Below are 23,579 nucleotides of genomic sequence, written 5' to 3' on the forward strand. Positions count from 1 at the left end.
CTCCTTATGTTAACGAAAGGATTGTACAGTAAAGCGCATTTGTTAACGAATCATTAAATGCCGAGTGAGAAAATATCATGCCCTTGTTCCTGCCAACTGGTGAGTTGCTGCTGTTGGGCGGAGGTTCGATTTTCGCCGCACCACACCAGCAATGTACGGCCTTCGAACAGTTCAGGGCGTAGTTGATTGAGCGAGTGGGCGAGGACATCAATGCGCCATCCTTGTTGACTGGCAATCCAGCCCTCCAGCCACAGACGAGTGGTATCCTGAATATTCCAGCCAACCACCAGCGCATCTTTGCCCTGTTTTTTACGTGCCGAAGCCAGGCAAATGGCGATGTAGTTGATCAGTACGCCGTCCAGAATCGCCAGCAGTGCCTGGAGAGTCGGTTGTTGGCACTGAAGCCGTCGGCGCAGAGGAATGAACAGATGTGTGGTGAGCGTCTGGGCGGGATAATCCTGACCACGCTCTTTGATCCACATTCGCAGACTTTGCAGGTTGCCACTTTGCAGGTAACTAAGCAGAGTTTCTTGCTGATCGCGCCAGCCGTTCTGCACATCAACATTCTCATTACTGAGTAGCATTTTAACTTTGCTGACCTGCACACCGTTGTCGATCCAGCGTTTGATCTCCCGGATCCGGTCGATATCGGCATCGTTGAACAGGCGATGACCGCCGTCTGTGCGCTGCGGTTTTAACAGCCCATAACGCCTCTGCCACGCGCGTAACGTGACAGGGTTGATATCACAAAGCAACGCCACTTCACCAATCGTGTAAAGCGCCATCGTCCCACCCTTGCTTGCGAGGTCCCAGCATAACTGTAGACGTTCTTTTATGAACCAGGTAGTTTTGGCCGTTTTTTGATCTCGATTAGGATGATTTTGTTTTTGCCAGGTTGTTTTGAGTGATCGTACTCACGATTTTTCATTTTTCTGCAACAGTTCAAAGAAAGTTGAACGCGAGCAATGTATGTTACGCGTTTTAAAGGGACGTGTGGTTTGCGGGTATGTACGATTTTAATCTGGTGTTGCTGCTGCTTCAGCAGATGTGCGTTTTTCTGGTTATTGCGTGGTTGATGAGTAAAACGCCATTATTCATACCGTTAATGCAGGTCACTGTTCGTCTGCCGCATAAATTTCTCTGCTATATCGTCTTTTCCATCTTCTGCATCATGGGCACCTGGTTCGGGTTACACATCGACGACTCGATTGCTAATACGCGAGCGATTGGCGCGGTGATGGGCGGCTTACTCGGCGGCCCAGTCGTAGGCGGGTTGGTTGGGTTGACCGGAGGATTACATCGATACTCAATGGGGGGCATGACCGCGCTGAGTTGCATGATCTCGACGATCGTCGAAGGATTGCTCGGCGGGCTGGTACATAGCATCCTGATCCGCCGCGGGCGTACCGATAAAGTCTTTAACCCCATTACCGCTGGTGCCGTCACGTTCGTCGCGGAAATGGTGCAAATGCTGATCATCCTGGCGATTGCCCGGCCTTATGAAGATGCGGTGCGTCTGGTGAGTAATATCGCTGCGCCGATGATGGTAACCAACACCGTGGGCGCGGCGCTGTTTATGCGCATTTTGCTCGATAAGCGCGCGATGTTTGAAAAATACACCTCGGCTTTTTCCGCTACCGCGCTGAAAGTTGCGGCCTCGACGGAAGGCATTTTGCGCCAGGGCTTTAACGAAGTGAACAGCATGAAGGTGGCCCAGGTGCTGTATCAGGAGCTGGATATTGGCGCGGTAGCGATTACCGATCGCGAGAAACTGTTGGCTTTTACTGGTATTGGTGACGACCATCATTTACCCGGCAAACCGATTTCTTCGGCTTATACCTTAAAAGCCATTGAAACCGGAGAAGTGGTTTACGCCGATGGCAACGAAGTGCCCTATCGTTGCTCTTTGCATCCGCAGTGCAAGTTAGGCTCAACGCTGGTGATCCCTCTGCGTGGTGAAAATCAGCGGGTGATGGGTACCATCAAATTGTATGAAGCTAAAAATCGGCTGTTCAGCTCGATCAACCGCACGCTGGGGGAGGGGATTGCACAACTGCTTTCGGCGCAGATCCTCGCCGGGCAGTATGAGCGGCAAAAAGCGATGCTCACCCAGTCAGAGATCAAACTGCTTCACGCCCAGGTCAATCCCCATTTTTTGTTTAATGCGCTTAACACCATCAAAGCCGTGATCCGCCGTGACAGCGAACAGGCCAGTCAACTGGTGCAGTATCTTTCCACTTTTTTCCGCAAAAACTTAAAGCGGCCTTCGGAGTTTGTTACTCTCGCCGACGAAATTGAACATGTGAATGCTTATCTGCAAATTGAAAAGGCGCGCTTCCAGTCTCGGTTGCAGGTCAACATTTCTATTCCGGAGGCGTTATCTCAGCAGCAATTGCCCGCGTTTACCCTACAACCGATAGTGGAAAACGCCATTAAACATGGGACATCACAACTCCTGGATACGGGGAGAGTGGCAATTAGCGCCCGACGTGATGGGCAACATTTAATGCTGGAGATCGAAGACAATGCCGGTTTGTATCAACCGGCAACCAATCCCAGCGGGCTGGGGATGAATCTGGTGGATAAGCGTTTACGTGAACGGTTTGGCGATGACTACGGGATAAGCGTCGCCTGTGAGCCTGATAGTTACACCCGAATAACGTTACGACTGCCATGGAGGGATGAGGCATGATTAAAGTCTTAATTGTTGATGATGAACCGTTAGCTCGGGAAAACCTGCGTGTGTTTCTGCAGGAGCAGAGTGATATTGAAATTGTCGGCGAATGTTCAAACGCCGTAGAAGGGATCGGCGCGGTGCATAAACTGCGCCCGGATGTGCTGTTTCTCGATATCCAGATGCCGCGTATCAGCGGTCTGGAAATGGTGGGCATGCTTGACCCGGAACATCGCCCATATATTGTTTTTCTCACCGCGTTTGACGAATACGCTATAAAAGCCTTTGAAGAACATGCCTTTGATTATCTATTGAAGCCGATTGATGAAGCGCGGCTGGAGAAAACACTGGTGCGTTTGCGACAGGAGCGCAGCAAGCAGGATGTTTCACTGTTACCGGAAAATCAGCAGGCGCTGAAATTTATCCCTTGTACCGGTCATAGTCGTATTTATTTGCTGCAAATGAAAGACGTGGCGTTTGTTAGTAGTCGAATGAGCGGTGTTTACGTTATCAGCCAGGAAGGGAAAGAGGGCTTCACAGAATTAACTTTGCGCACGCTGGAGAGCCGCACACCGCTACTGCGCTGCCATCGACAGTATCTGGTTAACCTCGCGCATTTACAGGAGATTCGCCTGGAAGATAACGGTCAGGCTGAGTTGATTTTGCGTAATGGATTAACCGTCCCTGTCAGCCGCCGTTATCTGAAAAGTTTAAAAGAGGCGATTGGCCTGTAAAAGACTGCTAAAATGGCTTTTTGCCTCATTAACACCCGAAGGCCTCATGCTAAGTAACGATATTCTGCGCAGCGTGCGCTACATTTTGAAAGCCAACAATAATGATCTGGTGCGTATCCTGGCGCTGGCTAATGTTGAAGCCACCGCGGAACAGATCGCCGTCTGGCTACGTAAAGAAGACGAAGAGGGTTTTCAGCGTTGTCCGGACATTGTTTTGTCTTCATTCCTGAATGGTTTGATTTACGAAAAACGCGGCAAGGATGAGTCTGCTCCGGCACTGGAGCCGGAACGTCGCATTAATAACAACATCGTGCTGAAAAAATTACGCATCGCGTTTTCGCTTAAAACCGATGACATTCTGGCGATCCTGACCGAACAGCAGTTCCGCGTTTCCATGCCGGAAATTACTGCAATGATGCGTGCCCCGGATCATAAAAACTTCCGCGAATGCGGCGATCAATTCTTGCGTTATTTTCTGCGTGGACTGGCAGCGCGCCAGCATGTGAAGAAAAGCTAAGGCGAGATGGCGGCCATGCAAGAACATGGCCGCCGACAGATTATTTCACTTCTTTAAAACCAGCAGCAGCCATGACCAGTTCAATCTGCTTCATGCTGACACCTTTGCTGGTATCTTCATCACCCATCTTGATACCGGAAATGCCCTGCAGGGCTTTCAGATCAACTTTTTCCATATCGATATTTACATTTTCCTGCGCGTAAGTATCGGTATAGGTTAATTTTTCTTCAACGCCCGGAATGTTTTTGTATTTGGCGCTTAATGGCTCAAGTTTCTTAGCTGCATCTTCTTTGGTGGTTGCACCAATGGTTGCAAACTGAATTTTGGTTTCTGAAGATTGCTTAATCACTTTGTCGCCTTTGTAGACATAAGTAATGGCAATTTCAGTACCGTTCAGGTTAGCGCTAAATTTCTTAGATTCTTCTTTGTCACCGCAGCCTGCGAGAGAGAAAACCAGAACAGATGCAACAACGAGGGAAAACAGCTTGTTGAAAGCCTTCATGTAAAACTCCATTTTATCAAAATCAGGAAACTGGTGACTCTCACCAGGGCGCTATAGAATATGCTTTATACCTTGTTTTGAGCAGTCCGGAAATGGAGTAGAACTCTTAATAAAAAGCATCTTTCCCTCCTTGTTACTCAAGCATCAGTAATAACTGCTCGCAAAGTAAAACACAGTTATTCAATGCTTCTACCCTTGAATCGCATTCCGGGTTACGCAATTGTGCCAACACATGCGCCAGCCGATAAAAACCCACTGCGGAAAGTTCATTCGCCAGCAATTCGGCCTGACCAATAGCGCTTTGTTCCTGATAGTGCCAACCGTTATGTAGCAGTTGAATGAGCAATGTCTGGCAGCGCATCAGCAACTGATGCGCGGTGGATGGCGCAGGAAGAACGTTGGCAGAAGGTAGTGCTGCAACAGGCGCAGTTTCAGCGTCCAGCGCCCAGGCGCGGGTTAGCGTCATCATTACCCGCGGCTCCAGCGTTAACTGCCCGTCGACAAAACGGACAAACCCAGAAACCAGATTCACGGGATCATCCGTCTGCTGCAAAAGCGCCGCCATGCGTTCAACCGCAAAGGGGGCACAGGCAGAGGCTGGCAGCGATAACGTCAGCACATTATTTTCACCTTCGCCGCTAATCACCTGCGCATCCAGCGTCTGGCGGCTGCTGTCCCATCCCAGCGAAATACACTCCGCCACCGGCAGAATAAATAAATTATCCACCTGGTTAAGCGGCCGGACGCAGACTGGCGGGCGCTGGTGTAAGTATTCCCGTAAAGCTTCAATGCCGGGCTGGCGCAACGGCGCACTCAGCATTTGCCAGGCATCGGGCGACAGTGGGACAACACTGCTTAAGCGGTTGCGGGTAGCTAACAGCAGCTCGCCTTCGGCACTGCGACGCGCGGCTTGTGAAACAATTTGCCCACCTGCCAGTGCGCCAGCCTGAAAACTAAACAGCCGACGTGTGGCTGCCGGTGAGTTTTCCTGTTCGTTTCTCGGCCAACTGCGCGAAAGGTGCAAAATACTGCCGGTGTCGGGATCGGTAAACCAGATGCGTAAACCATACTGCTCAATATCCTGCCAGCAACGCATACCTAAAGACACCAGCCGCAGATGATCAAGCTTTGCTTCTCCGGCAATGCCTGCGCCAACCACCGTGCGCCACGGCATGGGAGGAATTTCACCAACACTGTCGCGGCGTGCCATTTCTTGTGCACTGTTCAAGCGACTGGTTAACGCCGCAAGCTGACGCAAGCATTCTCCGGCGTGGTAGTGGCTGGCGCGGGCGTGGAAGGCATCAACGCTTGCCCGTAGCTGTCGTATTGATTCACTCACCCAGCGCCAGTTGCAGGTCTCTGCCGCCTGCAATGTGCGGTTGAATGCTGCCTCGTAATGGATGAGCGGCTGGCTGATACCGCCAAGCCATAATGCCTGGCTTAATTGCTGAACATATTGACGACACGCGTTGCCCTCGTTGCTGGCAAATGGGTCATCATTCGCGGCAACTTGCTCGCTGCGCATCTGCCAGATCAAATGGGTAAATTCTGTTTGCTGCGCTTTGGCCTGGACAAAGGCCTGTACCGCCAGCACGACATGTTCGCAAAGTGTTCCTTCAATGCAATCACAGCGCGCGAAGCGAATACTGCTGCGGGAATAAAAACGAACGTCACTCATTGGTAAGCGAGCAGAGGGAATCTCTCCTGGCGAACAGAACAACTCAATGGTGATGCCTTTAGCGACCAGCGCCTGTGCGCGTTTACGGGTGGCATCGGGTAGGGTTGCCAGCTCTCCCAGCCAGATTGCTGGATCCCACTCTTCTTCTTTTTCCGTGGGCAGGGCGGTAGCGCAAAGTCGTTGATAACTTAACACCAGCATCACGCGATGGCGGCACATGCCGCTGGCCCCGCAGCTGCACTGAGCCTCTTTCAGTGCCTGACCGTTCGTCAGCTGGGTACGGACACCGTCACTGAAGGTGGCGATTAAAGCGCCGTTCTCATGACTGATTTCTGGAACATTGCCATTTTCCAGTTCCTTAAGGCTGCGCTTAACAAAACCGGCATTGCTTAACGCCGTCAGTGCCTGTGGTGTCAGTTCTAATAATTCCGGGCGTAGTGAATTCATGACTGCAAATTCTCCGCCAGCCATGAAGCCAGTTCGCCCGGCGTCATCGCGGCTATTTGTGCGCCGACATTAACCAGCGCCTGGGCCATATCGCGGTCATAGCAAGGTGTTGCGGTGCTATCGAGCGCTGCCAGTCCCAGCACTTTGATGCCGCTCTGGACACACTTTTTCACCTGATGCGTCAGCAATGATGATGAACCCCCTTCATAAAAATCGCTCACGAGGATAATGATGCTTTTTGCTGGTTGTTCAATAAGTTGCCGACCATACTCCACGGCACTGGCGATATTGGTCCCGCCGCCTAATTGTACTTTCATTAATAACTCTACCGGATCGGCAACGTCGGCGGTGAGATCAACCACGCTGGTGTCAAAAGCGACCAGATGGGTACGAATGCCGGGTAACTGCCATAAACAGGCCGCCATCACCGCTGAGTGGATCACCGAATCGACCATCGATCCGCTTTGATCAACCAGTAAGACCAGTTGCCATTGTTCACTGTGGCGCTTAATACGGCTGTTAAAGCGGGGGGATTCGATATACAACTTGCCGTGTTGTGGGTGCCAGTGTTGCAGGTTGGCGCGCAGAGTACTTTTGAAATCGAAATTACGCGCCAGTGGAATAAATGAACGGCGACGGCGATCGCGGACACCAGAAAAAGCCTGACGAACTTCCTTTGCCAGTCGCGCCATAATTTCTTCAACAACCTGGCGCACTATCCGGCGGGCGGCAACCAGCACTTCAGGATTCATCAGATGATTGGTGTGCAAAACGGCGCGTAGCAGGCTTTCAGAAGGCTGCATACGTTCCAGCACGTCGAGATTCGTCACCACATCTTCAATGCCGTAGCGTAGCACGGCATCGCTTTCCAGCCGCTCAATTACCTGTTGCGGAAACAGCGTGTGAATACTGTTGATCCACTCAGGCGTGGTGAGATTTGAGCCACCTAATCCGCCGGAACGTTCACCTCGCTGGATCCGTTCAGGATCGCGCCCGTACAGCCACTCCAGCGCGTGGTCTATTTGTCGGGCGTTGTCATCCAGTCCACAAAGCGTCGTTTCTGCCGCTTCGCCAAGAATCAATCGCCAGCGTTGTAGCTCACGGGTGGTCAGAAGAGCGTTCAGTTCAGACATGGAAAACTCCCCAGTGTTGCAGCGATGCCAGTGCCTGCTGTTCGAGTTGTTGATGATGTGCAATGGCTTGCGGTGGGCAATGCAACGGCATTTGCAGCGCCGAAACGGGAAGTTGCGCCAGTTGATAATGCTCAAGCACCTGATGCGCCAGCGTCCCGCGTTCTCGTGGCGGTAGCCAGGCCATCGCCGCGCGTAAATCGGGCAGGGCGTTGATAAAATCGGCGTCACTTAGTTGATTTAAATGACTGCTGAAACCGGCGATAAATGCAGGCTGACAGGCCAGTTGATGGCGGGCCAGCGCCAGCAAACCGTGCAGCGCCTCGCCGGATTGTGCCGGGGATAACTGCGTCAGCATCGTCAGCGCCGCTTCGGCACTGGCGTTGGGATGTTCCAGACGCATCAGTGCGCCAAGAGCCGCACCGCGATCCAGTGCCGGGGCATGAATCGCCTGACTGCGGCGCTCCAGTAAGGTCACCGCCGCAGAAAGAGAAACGCCGGGGAGCTGCACACCGCTATGTAGATCGCGCAGGATATGACACAACGCTTGCCAGCTATGCAGGTGAGCGTGAAACTCCTTTTCATCCGGTCTTCCGTTAGATTCACACAGCCACAGCGTGCGATCGATAGCCGCGCATAACGTCGTTTGTAATATCTGCGCGCCTTGCATACCGCTAATTTCATCCAGCCGCCATAAGGCATATAGCACTTCCAGCGCCTGGCCCATTTCGGCAAATTGATTTTCCTGGGCGATTAATAATGTGAGTTGCTCCAGTAATTGTTGACTGAAGGACGCCAGACCCGCTAACGCCGCCTGGCTAAGACATGTGGTGATACTGCCGATTCCACCCGCGTCCAGCATATCGGCTTCTAATTTATTGCGTGCGGCTTCCTGGAGTGTGGCACCAAAACAGGCGGCCTCAATCAATGCCGCATGTTGGCTAAGCGGGCGGGTTAATTTCCAGTGTTCTTCACCGTTGCCTGCGAGCGTCAGCGTACTTCCGTGCTGGCGCACAATGCCGGGAATCTCGAGTATTGCCAGCCGATGTAACACCTGACTTTGTGCCAGCCCATCGGAGGTAAAGCGATTTAAGGTAAGCTCAGTCGGAAGAGTGATTCCGGTACGTTCCAGTTCGCAGGTGACATCTTTTGGCAGAGGCGGTTGTGGCGTGGAGGGGGCAAGTTTACCGAATCCGTCACCCGCTAATGTGTCTATCAACGTAACCAGAATCGGATCGGTATCGGGATGAATAACTCCGCGATAGCTCCACGGCAACGGCGCGTTCAAGGCTTCTTTAATCAGCGATCCTGCTATAGCATCCAGCCAGTCAGTGCGTAACGGTAGTGTATGACCACGCAACTGTGCCAGAGCCATCGCATGCAGATGAGCGGCAGCCATATCAGCGGTTGAAGCAGGCAAGTGGTGCTGGCGCAAACGGGTAAGAACCGTTTTTAGCAGTTGTTCTCCCGCCTGCCGCAAGCCCCACTGCCAGCACCAGTTTTGCCAGACCGGGGCAGGCATACCGGAAAGGTATCCAGCCAGCACATCAAGGCGCTTTTCACTGTATGGCGTGAGATAGCAACCTGTAACGGCATCTGCCAGCGAGGGCAATTCTGGCTTGTTAATTTCCTGCGGACATTCTCGCCACATTTTTGCCAGTGCAGGAGCGTGCCAGCCGCCGCAGACGACTAACACGTCGCCATTGTTTTGCTGCATCGCCCATCCAATCCAGCGGGCCATAAAGGCTTCGCGCTGACGATTGAGTGCATCGCCGGGGAAGTCGCCCCGCAGTTGGGCAAAATAGCGCGCCAGTGCAGAGGGTAATGCAGTTTGCTGGCTTTCATCTTCGAACAAGTGATCCCACAGGGTGTCGCTGTTATCCATGCGGGTGGCACGCAGCAGCAAGGTCTGGCTTTCCTCTTGCGTATCAGGCGAATCGCCCTCTTCTTCACCTTGCGCCCAGCAAGGCAAATCAATGAAGTAAGTTTGTGCCTGAATACGACGTGCGGCTTGTAGCGCCTGCCACTCCGGCGAAAATTCAGCAAATGGCGTCCAGGCACCACGCCCGGGGGCCGCACCGTCCTGATACTGGCAATAACTGTAAATAGCTACCGGAAGCTGGTGGGCTAAAAACAGTTCGTCTACCCGGTCATTAAAATCAGCCGGGCCTTCAATCAACACGTATCTCGGGCGCTGGCTTTCGATTAACGATTTCACCAGCCGGGCGCAGGCCGGACTATGATGCCGGATACCGACAATTAACGGCTCGCTCATGCTCTTTCCTCACGGCAGGCGGTGGCGGGCTTGATAATAAGCCTGCCAGTGAGCTTCTTTATGTGTGGCGACACGCTGTTCGAAGTAACGGCGCAGACGAGCGCGATCTTCTTCGTTATCTTTGACGATGGTTCCGGCAATACAGTCCACCAGGTCGGCTGGCTCCCCCGCGCGATTCGCTAAAAACCAGGCACGGACGCCCACAGCGTGGGCCACGTTAACGGCTTCAGCGGTGGACATAATCGCTGTTAGTGTATCCATTGACGTTTTCTTTTCGCCGTTGGCACGCAAGTCGCGGAAAGTGCGTACCAGTAACTCCAGTACCGCGTCAGGCACTTTATGCGGAATACCGCTATGGGCCAGCAAACGCGCCGAAGCACTGGCGACCAGCTCCAGCTCCTGGGCGAAATCCATAATCGGAAAAACCGTTTCAAAATCGAAGCGACGCTTTAGCGCGGCACTCATTTCATTGACGCCGCGATCGCGGGTATTGGCAGTGGCAATAATATTAAAGCCTTCTCGCGCATAGAGCTGACTGGCTTCACCAGTGAGTTCCGGCACCGTCATTACCCTGTCAGAAAGCATACCTAACAGACAGTCTTGTACTTCCAGCGGTGTACGCGTTATCTCTTCAAAACGGACAATTTTGCCGTCGCGCATTCCCTGGTAAAGCGGGGCAGGGACCAGCGCTTCCGTTGACGGGCCATGGTTGATAAGCAGGGCGTAGTTCCAGCCGTACTTGATTTGATCTTCGGTGGTAGATGCGCCGCCCTGGATGGTTAACCCGGCATCGCCGCTAATAGCGGTTGCCAGTAATTCAGACAGGAGAGATTTTGCGGTGCCGGGTTCTCCCACCAACATCAAACCGCGTCCGGTGGCAAGAGTGACTAACATACGTTCGACAGCGGAGGGACTAATCACGACTTTACGGCTAATATTTTGCGCTTCGTCGCCAAGGATAAAAGCACGGGCTGCAGGCAAACTTAACTGCCAACCGGGCGGGCAAGGTGCGTTATCATTTTGCTTTAATTTTGCCAGTTCAACGGCGTATAACACAGCAGCAGGCGGACGCTGCAGATGATTATTCTGCGGTGACATATATTCATCCCTGAAATGTATTAAGAAAATAAACGATATTTTACGCGCAATAAATGTTTGGCGCATTCGTTGTGTGAGCGGAAAATATCTGGAAAGCAGATCACAGTAAATAAAAAAACCTGCTGGTGAGGCAGGTTCTTTTATTTACTACTTTGATGTTAAGTTACTGATAGTGCAACATGGCATCTCAACGAACGAATTATAACCACCTCTGGACCGTGTTGCAATTAAGATAATGAGATTTATAATCCTGACTGTTGGGAAGTTGCGCCGGATCGAACCAATTTCAAGTCCTGGCTACCGGACGGGTGGTGCCGCAGGTGGTGCCCTGATCCGGAGTGCAACATGGCGACTCAACATACGTAAACCAGTATCGACAGGCAGTGTAAGGGTAAGGTACTGGTGTTGCGCTCCTTAATAAGGAGAGCGGATGGACACGCTGACACAAAAGTTAACCGTGCTCATTGCCGTACTGGAGTTATTAGTGGCTCTGTTACGGTTGATTGATTTGTTGAAGTAACGGGCAAATTGAAACGCATCTAAGGGGGAATACCGCTTCCCCCTTTAATAAAGCTTTACTTGTCATACTTCAAGTTGCATGTGCTGCGACTGCGGGTTATTCGGCCCATCCATGGACCTCGCCCCTTACGGGGCCGCTACAAGTAGCGTTCAAATCCACTCCATGCGGATTTGTCGTTCACCCCAGTCACTTACTTTAGTAAGCTCCTGGGGATTCACTCGCTTATCGCCTTCCTGCAACTCGAATTATTTAGAGTATATTATTCTATTTCTTGTTTGAATATATTCTGTAGTTCACGATTAAAAATTGCTATTACAGTTTCAGGTGATTCACCTCGTAATTTCCGCTCATCAATACACTCATCTCTTATATAAATCAACGCATCATTTATTAGCGGGTCAGCATCTTCTCGATCACGTTGATGAAATGTTGGATGTAGCCGGAATCGCTCCAGTCGATAGACGGAACCTGTAAATAATTCAGAGCATTTATGGATCTCAAGTCTGAAGGAAAACGGATCTTCAGGTACAGGGACCTCATAATCGTAAATAGCAACCAGCTCTTTTTGCACGATCATCGCTTTCCCCGCTGGTAAGTCGTGTAGATAACGGGCAGTTGCATCACTGCCCGCTGTGTTTTAATGGAAAATGACGTCAGGTGCGCTTAACGCCTCACTTAAATCAAACGTATCGAGTTCGGCAAAAGTGACGGATTTATTGTCACGGTACACCCGAAGAGAATGGAAGCTCATCAGCGCTTTGCTATCAGCACTGTAGTGGTTAAAACCGGGTGAAAACTTAAGGACCAGCCGGTACGCGCCCAGGTCATAGACAAATGCGTCCTCATAGCCTGACTCCCAGCCTTTGTATCGCATTCCCATAAGTTGCCCAACGGTAGCGGATTTACCTTCCCAGCGAGTCAGGCTGTTACTGGTTGACTCGTCAGGTGTGAGCAGTACCGTGCGCCGCGCCAACTGGCGAAAAGGCGGCATAATTTCGTAATCGGCAAAAAGCAGTGCAAATTCACTGCGCATTTCTGCTGTCATTTCTAACGGGTGGGCAATGCCAATCAGGGCGTCCGCAGGCAGGTCAATTGGCTCATCTTGTGCATTGCAGAATTCCCCCTCTGCAGCCACACGAAAGGCGTTGAGTAAACGTCGCGGTTCATTTGCCAGATAAACGCCCCATATCAGTTGCTGGGTAACCAGGCGAGTAAATGGATGATTAACAAAGAGAGAATGAAAATCTGCCAGCGACCAGCGTCGGGTGGTACGTAGGGCAGCTTCAAGACGCGGGAGCAGGTTTTTGCTCACCTGAGTAGCATCTTTTTTTAGCCCTTTTAGTCGGGCCAGTGCCTCGGGCGCTTTCAGTTGATCGTCATCGGCGCGCAACCGGGGAACGCTTTTCTGGCGAACGTTTTGCTGATCAAAGATAACCGGGTTGAGGTTTTCATCGAAGCGAACGGTAAACTGCCGGGGACCAAAATCAAAACTCAACGCCTGCGGATCATCAAGGCCCAGTGTTGGGACTAATCTGTCCGCTAACTCTTCCTGGCTTAGCCCGCGATTTTCTGCGACCACCTGAAGTAATTCCGCCGCGTTATCACGTAAGGGGCGGGATTTCGCCCGTTGCGATATATGATGCAGCTGTATCAGCGCCATATCATTATTCATCAGGGTGAGTATATTCAGACCACTGACAGCACGGGCAGATTTGCCCTCTTGTGGCCAGGCGAGGATCTGTGTCGTTAGATCCCGTGCCGTGCTTTCGTCGCCAAAGAGACTTAACGCCAGAAATGCCCAGTTGTCTTTTGCGGGGGCGCCAGCTTGTTGCCACGCGGTAAAGAGATCCCAGGCAAAAGTGGCCAGCGTTTGTGGCTGGCAAAACGTTTTCAGTTGTTCCAGCCCGCTATAAAAACGTCCCCCCAGGGTAAAGCGCAGCATTTCGCCGATAATTTCCAGAGCGTCATCGGTAACAGGCTGATTATTAGTGATAAGTCGAGGCCTGGACCACATTGCCGGATGCCAGAAATCAGGAGCTTTTGGAATGCGTGCCGGGTAAATCTCTATTGGACTCTGTTTAAGTAAATGCTCCAGGGCAGGCCATACATCAGCGCGTTGCCAGCGGTTTGCCACAGTTTGCAGCAATTCGCCATATCCTTGTTCGTAAAGTAAACGCAGGGCAAGTAATGCGGCTTCACTGTTGTCGCTGGATTTGGTGAAGACAAGAGGGATGAGTGCAGTAGCCGTATGCTCTGGCCATTGTAAAATCCACTGGCGTGCCAGATTACGCTGGCCCGCAAAACGGTGCCAGACGCGGGCAACGGGCAGCGCCAGTTCTGTTGCGCCGAAATGAATCAGCAGCGGAAATATCTCTTTTGGATGTCGTGCAAAGGCGGTGTTTAATCCAGGCAAAGCATCGGTACCCAGCACACTTAACAGATATTCCACCCCGGTGTAATGAAAATCAGCCTCAACAATTTGTTGCCAGCACGATACCGTCATTTCGCGCGGCATCTGCGCGATAAGGTACAGATTCCAAATCCCCCAACGCTTTTCATTACCATAGTAAAATCCGTGCTGAAAAGTTCGCCACCCTCCCATCAATGCAATGCTATCTTGTGCAAGTAATGATTTGGTGGCTTCTTCCCGGTACTGTTTAGATTTGGCCTGATGCGCGTGATAAGTACGCAATAGTCCTATTGATGTGTATTCTTGCAGTTGCTGAGCATCAAAGGCATCCAACTGTCCTTTAAGAAGACACTTATTAAATTTCAGGCTATGAACGTCAAAACCTAATTCCCGCAAGAAGGTATCCGCCCCTCTGTTAGCAAGACGTTCGTCAAAAGACATGGCGCTAAAATGGTCAATTGCAGCTTGCTGTTCCGGCGTCCAGTGTTTATTCGGCGACCTGTACGTTTGCGGTGCAAGCGTAAGATCAGGCAGCGAAAAGTGAGTTATGGAAGTCTTTTTCTTCCTCCCACGCCACGGTGGTGAAACGAGGATTTCAGGCAGATTGCTGTTATCGGTGCTATCAATAACCGGTTTGGGCTGTGCCGATAAATAACTATTCAGCACTGTCCGGGCTTGAATACTTAACCATGGCATGACGTCTTCTGCCAGTTGTGGCAGCGATGCCATCAGCGTTTGTAACAGCGTATGCCAGAATTCATCTCGAGCTTTTTGCTGTGCAGGCAGCTTTTTGTCTTCGATGGTGGGATAACCAGGGCGCGCAGGTGGTTCTTTTAACGCCAGCAGTTCTGCCAGTGCGGCGAGTGTTGCATGGGGGAAATTTTTACTAAATTTAGCAACACGTTGCAGGCTGGGTTTATTTTTATCGGCAACTAGTAGCAAAGTGCGGATGACCTGCGGATGGTTAATTTGCACCAGCAAGCTGCCGCAATCTTCTTTATGCGCATACATCGCGAGGCGCGGAACGGCTGCCAATCCTTGTTCGCGCAAAAGGGCAGCGCAGGCCGCGTAGCCGAAGTGGTTTTCATGCGACATGTAGCTGGCTTCTCGATCGCTAAATATATCCTGGCTCCAGTAGCGTTCGAGTTTTCTCACCGCTTTGGGGTCAGTAGCAACAACTTTTAACCACTCCTTAGAATGAAAATGAGTCCGCGGGCATTCAAGACCTACCAACTCATTGGCGATTTCTGTTTTTTCAGGGAGGATCAGCGCAATAAAAGGGCGGCGAACTTTGGTTATTCCTGGCAGTGCGGCAATGAGTTTGTCGGCGCATCGCTGCCAGCAGCTTTCCTCTGCCAGAGAGAGATGCTTACGCAGTCGGAGATCGAATTCGTTATAGGTTTCTGAGCGGTAACCATAGCCATAATCCTCGTTCTGATACTGCAATGTGACAACCAGAGGATCACTCTCATAACATCGTGCAATAAACTGGCGTGCAATCACCACCTCAGTCGCATATTCCAGCCCCTCTTGTTGGACGATTTCGTCGAGCAACTGTTGGCTGTCCTTTTGCGCGATACAGGCTAGCGCCGCCATTGTGCGGGCCGGGATTGTGGGTTTGTGTTCGCCGATCAAGTTGATGGCCTGCGTAATGGCGGACTGCCACTCCAGTGAAAAATTTTCATAACGCCAGATAATGTTTTTTTTCTTCTCAGCTTTTTGTAGCAATTCATCACCCAGTGTCTGGATGAGGCTTTCAGTGATAACAGGCACCGGTTCGCCCGGCCAATTGCGATGGCTGAGTGGTGTTTTGCCTTTTTTATATTTCAGTTCCACTTGGGCGTTATCCGCCAGCCACGGTAATTCCTCGTCCATGCTCTTTCCTTATTCAAACAGAGCTTCAATATCGTTAATCAACTCGCTGGCGGTGATGGCATCGAGTACGGAGAACTGCGCTTCCTGAGTTGAATGACTCCCCCAGCCATAGCTTTCTGCTTTGCCTTCCCATAGCCACAGCTTGCTTAAGAGTTGCTCGGCGCTAAGTTCGGCTGGCGACATACCAACTGCAAAGCCTTCATCGATTTCCATGATTAACGACCAGCGGCCCAGAGGTTTGATCATCCAGCCGATCCAGCCACCATCCTGCGGTTCACCACGCACCCAACCTTTATTCGCCAGCCCCATGACCCGACCACTCGGGCATTTTCTGCCTGCCCAGCGGGTCAGTTCGCTGGCATCGCGCTCGGCTTCTGTCAGCGCGTAACTGTTACGGTCAAGCTGGCGGAACGGCGGTAACAGTTCATAGTCGGCAAAAAGCTGCCCAAAGGCGGCGGCATCCGTCGGTGATATCTCCAGAATGTGAGGAATACCAATAGAGATATCGCCTTCCGGCAAAGTGAAAAGGTCATCGTCAGCGGTGCTGTAGCTGTTATCTTCAGCCACGCGAAAGCAAGCCAGTAGCTGGTTGTCGGCGCTATAAACGCCCCAAATCAGACGGCGGGTTAAGTGGCGTACCAGCGGATGCTCAACCAGAAAGAGCTGGAAGTTTTCCGGCGACCAGCGGCGGCGCAGGCACATGGCGGATTCCAGCCTTGCCACCTGCTGGGCAGCAACGGTACGCGCGTCTTTTTTCAGCAGTTTGTAGCGGTTAACAGCGTCGTCTGCCAGTGTTTCATCATCGCTTTTATTGGGTTTAGGTAAGTCTTTCAGGCGGCTGCCGGAAACATCACGCACAAAAGGTTTTAAGGTTTCATCAAAGCTGACGGTGAACTGGCGTGGGCCAAAATCCAGCAGCAGCGAACCGTTATCATCCAGACCGAGATCGGGCGCTAAGCGATCTTCAAGCTCCGCGACCGTGAGCTCGCGGCTCTCGGCAATATCGGCAATTTTCTCTTTTGCCCGCTCCTGTAATGCTTTGAATTTCAGTTTCTGGGCGATGCCGTTAAGCTGCATCAGGGCGATATCGCTGCCGATAGCTGCGAGAATATCCAACCCAACGGTGGCGCGTTTATGCTGGGATTCGCCAGGCCAGGCGCGGATTAATGGCGTCAGTTTGCGGGCGGTGTCATCGTTGCCGAGAACACCTAACGCACTGAACGCCCAGCTCTCTTTCGACGGAGCTCCCGCAGTCAGCCAGGCGGTAAACAGATCCCAGACAAATCCAGCCAGTGAGTCGGTGGTACAGGCGTCTTTCACCTGCAATAATCCCGGATACAGCACCTCTTCCTGAGGGAAGCGGAGCATTTCACCGAGGTGGAGGAGGGCGCTATCTGGCAGTGATTGGGCATTTGCTATTAATACCGGGCGGTTCCAGAGCGATGGCTGATAAAAGGCCGGAAGAGTGGGGATTTTTGTCGGGTGATTATCTAAGGGATCGAGCGCAAGCAGAGCGTTCACCGCATCGGTTACTTCCGGCTGGTTATAACGCCGGGCGATTTCTTGCAGTAATGGCTGATGACCGTTTTCAGTAAGCATACGCAAGGCAGCGCGGGCGTTATCCTGGGCTTCACCGGATTTGCCGAGCGCCGAAGGCAGCAGGCCGGTAATGGCATGTTCCGGGTACTTCAACAGCCAGGTGCGGGCGTCTTGTCGTAATGTTTTGAGTTTGTTGAAGGCGCGGGCGATCAGTGGCGCTAATTCGATAGCCGCAAAATATTGTGCTACAGGCAGCGCTTCTTGCGGATAGCGTGAAAAGGAGTGAATAAAACCCTGTAACCCAGCGAGTTGCAGGTGCGTCATGACAAACTCGACACCGACGTGTGGCTCTTTACTAAGGACATTCCACGCCTGCGCTGTTTTTTCGATAGGCAGGGCGACTAACATGTAAAGCTGCCATTCCCGTTGATAGGGGCGCCAGAAGGTTTTAAATTCGCCGATCAGCGCGGAATAATCTCCCCTCTGCCAAATCTCTACAACAGCATCAGGCGCTTTCATATAGTGACCATTATTCCAGCGATTGAAACCCAGACGTGTCAGGTAGTCCTGAATATCCTCTTTTTGGCCGATGTCTATTTGATGTGCGTACCAGCGATGCCCTGCATGAATCTCTTTTTCTGCCGCCTCGGTCAATGTGCAGCATGAGTCCAGCGATAATGGCGTGAAATCCAATACCGACATTACAGATTTTTTCTTTTTCGAAAGCCACGGGGGCGAGACTAATACGGCAGGCAGCATATCGGCGCAGGCATGGTTTGAGGGCTGTGTCAGTTGTTGCAGGCATGATTTCAGCACTTCAACTGCGGGTGTAGATAGCCATGGTATGACCCGGTCTGCTAGTGCAGGTTGCGAGATAAGCATTGTCATTAGCATCATGCGCCAGCGCTTTACATCTTTTTGTGCCAGAAGTTCTGCTAATGCCGCCAGCGCTGCATGTGGAAAGCGAACGAAAACCTTTGTCATGCGATCGTGGCAACGCTTTCCCTGCTCGCTTGCATGGATAAGTAGTGTAAGTGCTTGCGGGTGGTTGACATGCATCAACACTTCACCACATGTGTCACCAGCAGCGTAAGGAGCAAAACGGGCCAGCGCAGCGACACCTTGCTCCTTGAGTATCGTTGCGCACCAGATTTTACCACCGTAATAATCATCAAATACCTGCCCAGGCTGTCCTGGATAGTATTTTCCCAGTTCTGCCAATACCTGCTTGTCGGCGGCCGTCAGTTTTAGCCATTCCAGCGCATATAACCCTTTTTGTGCGCAAAGGTGTCTGGCTATCTCATGAGCTACTTCTGGTTTTTCAGGCAACAATAACGCAACTAGCGGCTGGTTCCAGGCGGGCATGTTTCCAAGCGCAGTAATCAGTTTGTCGGCGCAACGCTGCCATACATCGTCATTTGCTAGTGAGAGATGTTTACGCAGGCGCGTTTCAACCGAGGCAAAACGTGACAGGCAGCCCGGTGGCTTGTTATCTGGGGTAAACGTAATGAGATGGGCATCATAATCCCAACCACCGCGGATAGATTGCAATGCAATGACAACCTCAGTGGCATATTCCAGACCACCTTCCTGGACAATTTGATCCATTAGCTCTTCATGATCGTTACGATTGAAGCCTTGTTCCAGCGCAACCAGTACCGCCAGAACCATCGGTGGTAGCGTGGTGCTAATCGGCGAGTCGATAAGGTCTACTGCTTGTGTAATCGCCTGCTGCCAGTCCAGTGAACAGGTGCTGTAATTGAAGGTCATCACCTTTTTAAAACGTCGGTGAGTATTCGCGGCGACGGTGCGTAGCAGGGTTAATTCATCCTCCAGCTGCACCGGATCGCCAGGCCAGCGTCGATGACTGAGTGTGGTTGGCGCAACCTCTGTCGGTAAAATGATTTGGGCGCCGTCTGCCAGCCAGGGGAGGAGGTCACCAGCAAATGCTGGTTTGTCTTGTGGCAAAGGGGCAATTTCAGGGCATTCAATAACCTGGCCGGGTGCAGACGTCTGTGCCATCACGGATACTTCTTCTACGTAGCCTTTTTTCACCTTCTCCGTAATCAGCTTCAGTTCCGCTTTTTCCGCCGCCGCAGCATCTGCAAAGCTTTTTACTTGGCTTTGCCCGTTGGTGCCGACTTTACCCCAACTAATATGCAGTTCGTTTCCATGCTGCTCCACCGTCCAGAATTTATGTGATTTTTCGTCATGATAAATATAGGTTTTCATTGCAAAGTCCTTTTAATCAAACAGTGATTCAATATCGTTAATCAGCTCGCTGGCGGTGATGTCGTCGAGCATGGAGAAAGTGAGTGAGGATTGTTTACCGTAGCGATCATCAAGTGCGGTGATTTTTACGCTTTCAACAGGCAGCAGGTCGCTATACCCCGTTTCGCCATAAATTAATGAAAAAGGTTCTGTTTCAAGTTCGAGAGCGCCATAAAGGGTAGATTTGCGCATCGCATAGACGCTGCCGCTTTCTTCCAGACGTTGCCAGCCTTTGCGTTCCAGACCGACAATGCGACCAGCCTGGCAAAGCCGTCCTTGCCAGCGTGTCAGTTCGTGAATATTACGGTCATTGTCCGTAAGGTGGTAACAACCACGATCAAGCTGTTGGAAAGGGGGAAGCAGTTCGTAATCAGCGTAAATTTGCCTGAATGCAGAGGCGGATTCAGGGGGGATTTCCAGCACATGCGGAATACCGATGTTTCCTGCTGGCAGCGTGAATAGCTCATCCTGCGCATCGCTGTAAGTGCTGTCTTCTGCCACGCGGAAACATGTCATAAGGGCGTTTTCATCGCTATATACCCCCCATAACAGCCGTCGGGTTAAGTGACGTACCAGCGGATGCTCCACCAGGAACAGGCGGAACTGCTCTGCCGTCCAGCGTCTGCGCTGGCACATAGCCTGTTCCAGACGATCAATCTGCTGGCTGGCTATGGCGCGTACATCTTTTTTCAACTGTTTGAAGAGATTAACCGCGTCAGTTGCCTGAGCTTTTTCATCGCTCTGGTTTGGTTTGGGTAAATCTTTCAGGACTTTGCCGTTTGCGTCGCAAACCACGGGTTTTAAAGTTTCGTCAAAACTAACGGTGAATTGACGTGGGCCGAAATCCAGTGTCAGCGAGCCGTTGATATCAAGTCCTAAATCCGGTGCCAGGCGGTCTTCCAGTTCAGCCATAGTCAGCCCACGGTTTTCAGCAACTATGTTGATTTTCTCGCGGGCATGTTCCTGTAATGCAACGAATTTAATCTTTTGCGCAAAGCCATTAAGCAACATTAGCGCAATGTCGCTACCGATACTGGCTAACACATCCAGCCCGTAAACCGCCCGTTTATGCTGGGATTCCCCAGGCCAGGCACGGATAAGCGGGGTTAATTTACGCGCGGTGTCGTCATTGCCTAAAATCCCAAGCGCAGTAAATGCCCAGTTTTCTTTTGCGGGAGCGCCAGCCTCCGTCCAGGCGGTATACAGATCCCAGCCAAAGTCAGCCAGTGATTCGCGGGTGAAGGTCTCTTTGATGATCGCCAGCCCAGCGTAGGAGGTAATGTCGCGTGGAAAGCTCAACATTGTGCCGAGGTGGCGCATAGCGTCATCTGGCAGAGGCAGGTTGTTACTTTTAAGCCGAGGTCTGCGCCATAAGGTGAACTCATAAAAGCCGGGCAGTGGGGCGATTTTTGCGGGATATTCTTCCAGCGGGTCGCTATCAAATAATGTTGCCAGCGTAGCTAAAACATCAGGTTGGTTATACCCCTGGGCGATTTCCTCAATCGTTTCTCGCTGGTTTAATTTCACTAGCAGGCGGAGCGCCTGGCGAGCACAATCACGATCTTTTCCCTGTTTGCCCAGTGCCACAGGCAGTAGCCCGGCGGCGGCATGGCGTGGGAAATTAGCCAGCCATTTTCGGGCATCTTCAGCAGACATTTTTTTCTGTAATCGCTGCGCCATCGGTAATGCTAATTCGCTGACGCCCAGGAAGAGGGTGAATATCCACAACTGTTGTGGCTTACGTCGCAGACATTTCATAAACGCAGGAATGGCCGCATTACCAAAGATCGCCAGAATTTCTCTCTCGCCGGAGAATTGCTCTTCATTAATTATTTGATTGAGAAAAGAAATAGCATGCTGAGTGGGTAGGAAGCAGAGCGCGTACAACTGCCAGTGTCTGCTTCCTTTGTTATGGTATTTCGCAAACTCAGCTTTCAGCGCAGGGAAATCGAAACGTAACAGGGCGTCAACTGCGCTTTGTGGCATTATTTTTTTTTCGTATTGTTCTTCTCCGGTTCTGTGCCACTCCTTAAACCCCAGTCGCCAAAGGATTTGTTGTTCTGGTGTAAAAGGAATGAAAGATGTCTCCCAACTTTCTTTTTCAATTAGTGGCAGATCGGTAAATAAGGTTTGCTGTGATGCCTGATATTGCGCGATTTCACTGAATCTGGATATGTCAGTATGACTGATTAACTCTGTAATTCCTGGTGTGATATCCGTGACGGCAGGAACAGGAAGCACAGTTAAATCAAATACGGGTATTACATTTTTCTTTTTATTTATTACCCACGGTGGAGCGACAAATAACTCCGGCAACATATCCGCAGTGGCGTAATCACATTCTTCAGCTACTGACTGAGGACGACATTCAGATAAGATGCCTGCCGCCTTAGCATTAACCCAGGGAATGACGTCAGTGACTAACTCTGGCGTGGCGGTAATCAGTTTGATAAGCGCTTTACGCCAGTCTTTATCTTCATGTATTGCCAGCAAAGTTGCATAAGCGGCAATAGCCGCAGCGGGATGTTTGTGACAAGCTTTGCTTAAGTATTCCAGGTGCTTTTTCTTGCCAATCACACCGAGGATCAGAATTTGAATCGCATCCGGGTGGTTCGTTTTCCATAGCCATTTGACAAGATTTTCAGTCTCGCTGATGCGCTCGAAGAGATAAGTGGGATTGTCAGAATGCTCTTCCATAAACTCAGTAAGTATACGGCCTGCACCGCGAATTCCATTATTTGCCAGCAACATTGCCAGATAAGCGCGAAAATCACGATGTAATGGCGGGAAGTCGTATTTTTCCGCTGTAGTCAGAGCGGCATCATCGGTTACCACCAGTCTTAACCAGGTCATCGCCGGAACGTTTTGGTCTGCATAGCGTAGAGCCATAGCATTGGCAATATCTGGGCGTTCAGGGAGCAGTAACGCCGCAAAAGGTTGCCGTGCCGGGGATAGCGTTGGAATGGCGGTGAGTACTTTATCTACACAGCGTTGCCACTCATCTTCTGAGGCGAGTGAAAGATGATGACAAAGTCGTTGGTGCCAATTCGGTAGTGATTCTGCTTCGTGAGCTGGAGGAATAATGGTCGTGACGACGCCTTTTACTGATTTATATTTTAGTTGAAGAGCGAGAAGGGCAATTTCAACGGCACTTTCCAGACCACAGCGAATGACTAAGTCATCGACCAGTTCATCTGCAGAGTAAGAGTTCCTAAAGTGCCAGAGTAATGCTGCGTCAGACTGCGCACTCCCTGTCTGTAGATTATCCCGGATTCGCAACTGTAATTCGGCAAACGCCTGCTTCCAGTTTTCCGGATAAGAACTGTAGTATTGTTTTAAATCATATGCATTGGTGTTATCTGCAATACGCTTCCATATCTCTCCTTTATTGCGCGGATAATTAATTTCTCTTGGCCTGCGGCGATGAGGAAAAGCAAATCGATTAATATCGTCAGTTACCGGAATGACTGCATCATCAGCCAGCCATGGGCGTTTATTTTGACTCACAGGGGGAGTTTTAACTTCAGGAGTGGCTTTGGTGACTGGAGGGATATATACGTTTGCCGAATCGCCTTCCACATAGCCTTTTTTCGTTTTCTCTGCGATCAGCTTCTGTTCCGCTTTTGCCGCCGCAGCAGCATCAGCAAAACTTTTTACCTGGCTTTGCCCGTTGGTGCCGACTTTGCCCCAACTGATATGCAACTCGTTGCCTTGCTGCTCCACCGCCCAAAATTTATGTGATTTTTCGTCCTGATAGATAAAGTGTCTCATTCTGCATCCCTGTAATTTTATCCAGTTGAATGCAGATGCTACCAGTATTTATGCGGGTTAGAGAGAGACAAAATCGCAAGAAAACAACTTTAGGAATTTATAAAGAAAAGGCGCTGTCGATGCAGCGCCTTGAAGGGG

13 protein-coding genes are annotated in these 23,579 nt (G+C 51.1%); 3 read left to right on the top strand and 10 right to left on the bottom strand.

Translation table 11 applies throughout. The features are described from left to right. Nucleotides 1–53 precede the first annotated feature (53 nt). A complete protein-coding gene (gene mlrA / locus FEK66_RS11710) occupies nucleotides 54–785 on the bottom strand; it encodes an HTH-type transcriptional regulator MlrA (RefSeq protein WP_130207028.1) in 732 nt (243 codons plus the stop codon). Nucleotides 786–1,006: 221 nt separating this feature from the next. Between mlrA and btsS the strand changes: the two genes are divergently transcribed. Genes btsS through FEK66_RS11725 form a run of 3 tightly spaced genes read left to right on the top strand, consistent with a single transcriptional unit; the run spans nucleotide 1,007 to nucleotide 3,925 of the window. Further along, a complete protein-coding gene (gene btsS, locus FEK66_RS11715) occupies nucleotides 1,007–2,692 on the top strand; it encodes a two-component regulatory system sensor histidine kinase BtsS (RefSeq protein ID WP_135494508.1) in 1,686 nt (561 codons plus the stop codon). Next, nucleotides 2,689–3,408, top strand: coding sequence for a two-component system response regulator BtsR (gene btsR, locus FEK66_RS11720; protein WP_130207024.1), 720 nt, complete (start codon nucleotides 2,689–2,691; stop codon nucleotides 3,406–3,408). The genes btsS and btsR overlap by 4 nt, the downstream gene beginning before the upstream one ends. Before the next feature lie 46 nt (nucleotides 3,409–3,454). Further along, nucleotides 3,455–3,925, top strand: coding sequence for a DUF1456 family protein (locus FEK66_RS11725; RefSeq protein WP_130257535.1), 471 nt, complete (start codon nucleotides 3,455–3,457; stop codon nucleotides 3,923–3,925). Nucleotides 3,926–3,965: 40 nt separating this feature from the next. Here FEK66_RS11725 and FEK66_RS11730 read toward each other — a convergent pair whose 3' ends face one another. The 9 genes from FEK66_RS11730 to FEK66_RS11770 all read right to left on the bottom strand — a co-directional run bounded on the left by FEK66_RS11730 (nucleotide 3,966) and on the right by FEK66_RS11770 (nucleotide 23,441). Further along, entirely contained in the window at nucleotides 3,966–4,427 is a 462-nt protein-coding gene (locus tag FEK66_RS11730) for a YehR family lipoprotein (RefSeq protein WP_130207020.1), read from the bottom strand. Nucleotides 4,428–4,560: 133 nt separating this feature from the next. Further along, the gene (locus FEK66_RS11735; protein ID WP_135494507.1) at nucleotides 4,561–6,552 is read right to left on the bottom strand and encodes an SWIM zinc finger family protein; all 1,992 of its coding nucleotides are present in this window, start codon (nucleotides 6,550–6,552) and stop codon (nucleotides 4,561–4,563) included. Then, complete coding sequence (locus tag FEK66_RS11740; protein ID WP_135494505.1) at nucleotides 6,549–7,685, bottom strand: VWA domain-containing protein; 1,137 nt, start codon at nucleotides 7,683–7,685, stop codon at nucleotides 6,549–6,551. Before FEK66_RS11740 ends, FEK66_RS11735 begins: the two co-directional genes overlap by 4 nt. Next, nucleotides 7,678–9,957 carry a DUF5682 family protein gene (locus tag FEK66_RS11745; RefSeq protein ID WP_135494503.1) on the bottom strand — a complete coding sequence of 760 codons (2,280 nt, stop codon included), beginning with the start codon at nucleotides 9,955–9,957 and terminating at the stop codon, nucleotides 7,678–7,680. Before FEK66_RS11745 ends, FEK66_RS11740 begins: the two co-directional genes overlap by 8 nt. A gap of 9 nt (nucleotides 9,958–9,966) precedes the next feature. Beyond that, on the bottom strand, nucleotides 9,967–11,055 hold the full coding sequence (locus FEK66_RS11750) for a MoxR family ATPase (protein WP_001313986.1): 1,089 nt from the start codon (nucleotides 11,053–11,055) through the stop codon (nucleotides 9,967–9,969). Nucleotides 11,056–11,834: 779 nt separating this feature from the next. Then, nucleotides 11,835–12,152 (bottom strand): protein YehK, encoded by a 318-nt coding sequence (yehK, locus tag FEK66_RS11755; protein WP_131161438.1) that lies wholly within the window; start codon nucleotides 12,150–12,152, stop codon nucleotides 11,835–11,837. Between the two features lie 60 nt (nucleotides 12,153–12,212). After that, complete coding sequence (locus FEK66_RS11760; protein ID WP_135494501.1) at nucleotides 12,213–15,860, bottom strand: DUF4132 domain-containing protein; 3,648 nt, start codon at nucleotides 15,858–15,860, stop codon at nucleotides 12,213–12,215. 9 nt (nucleotides 15,861–15,869) lie between these two features. After that, nucleotides 15,870–19,631 carry a WGR and DUF4132 domain-containing protein gene (locus tag FEK66_RS11765; RefSeq protein WP_135494499.1) on the bottom strand — a complete coding sequence of 1,254 codons (3,762 nt, stop codon included), beginning with the start codon at nucleotides 19,629–19,631 and terminating at the stop codon, nucleotides 15,870–15,872. 12 nt (nucleotides 19,632–19,643) lie between these two features. After that, on the bottom strand, nucleotides 19,644–23,441 hold the full coding sequence (locus FEK66_RS11770) for a WGR and DUF4132 domain-containing protein (protein ID WP_135494497.1): 3,798 nt from the start codon (nucleotides 23,439–23,441) through the stop codon (nucleotides 19,644–19,646). Between the last annotated feature and the right edge of the window lie 138 nt (nucleotides 23,442–23,579).

Source organism: Escherichia sp. E1130, assembly GCF_005781065.1.
Lineage (GTDB): Bacteria > Pseudomonadota > Gammaproteobacteria > Enterobacterales > Enterobacteriaceae > Escherichia.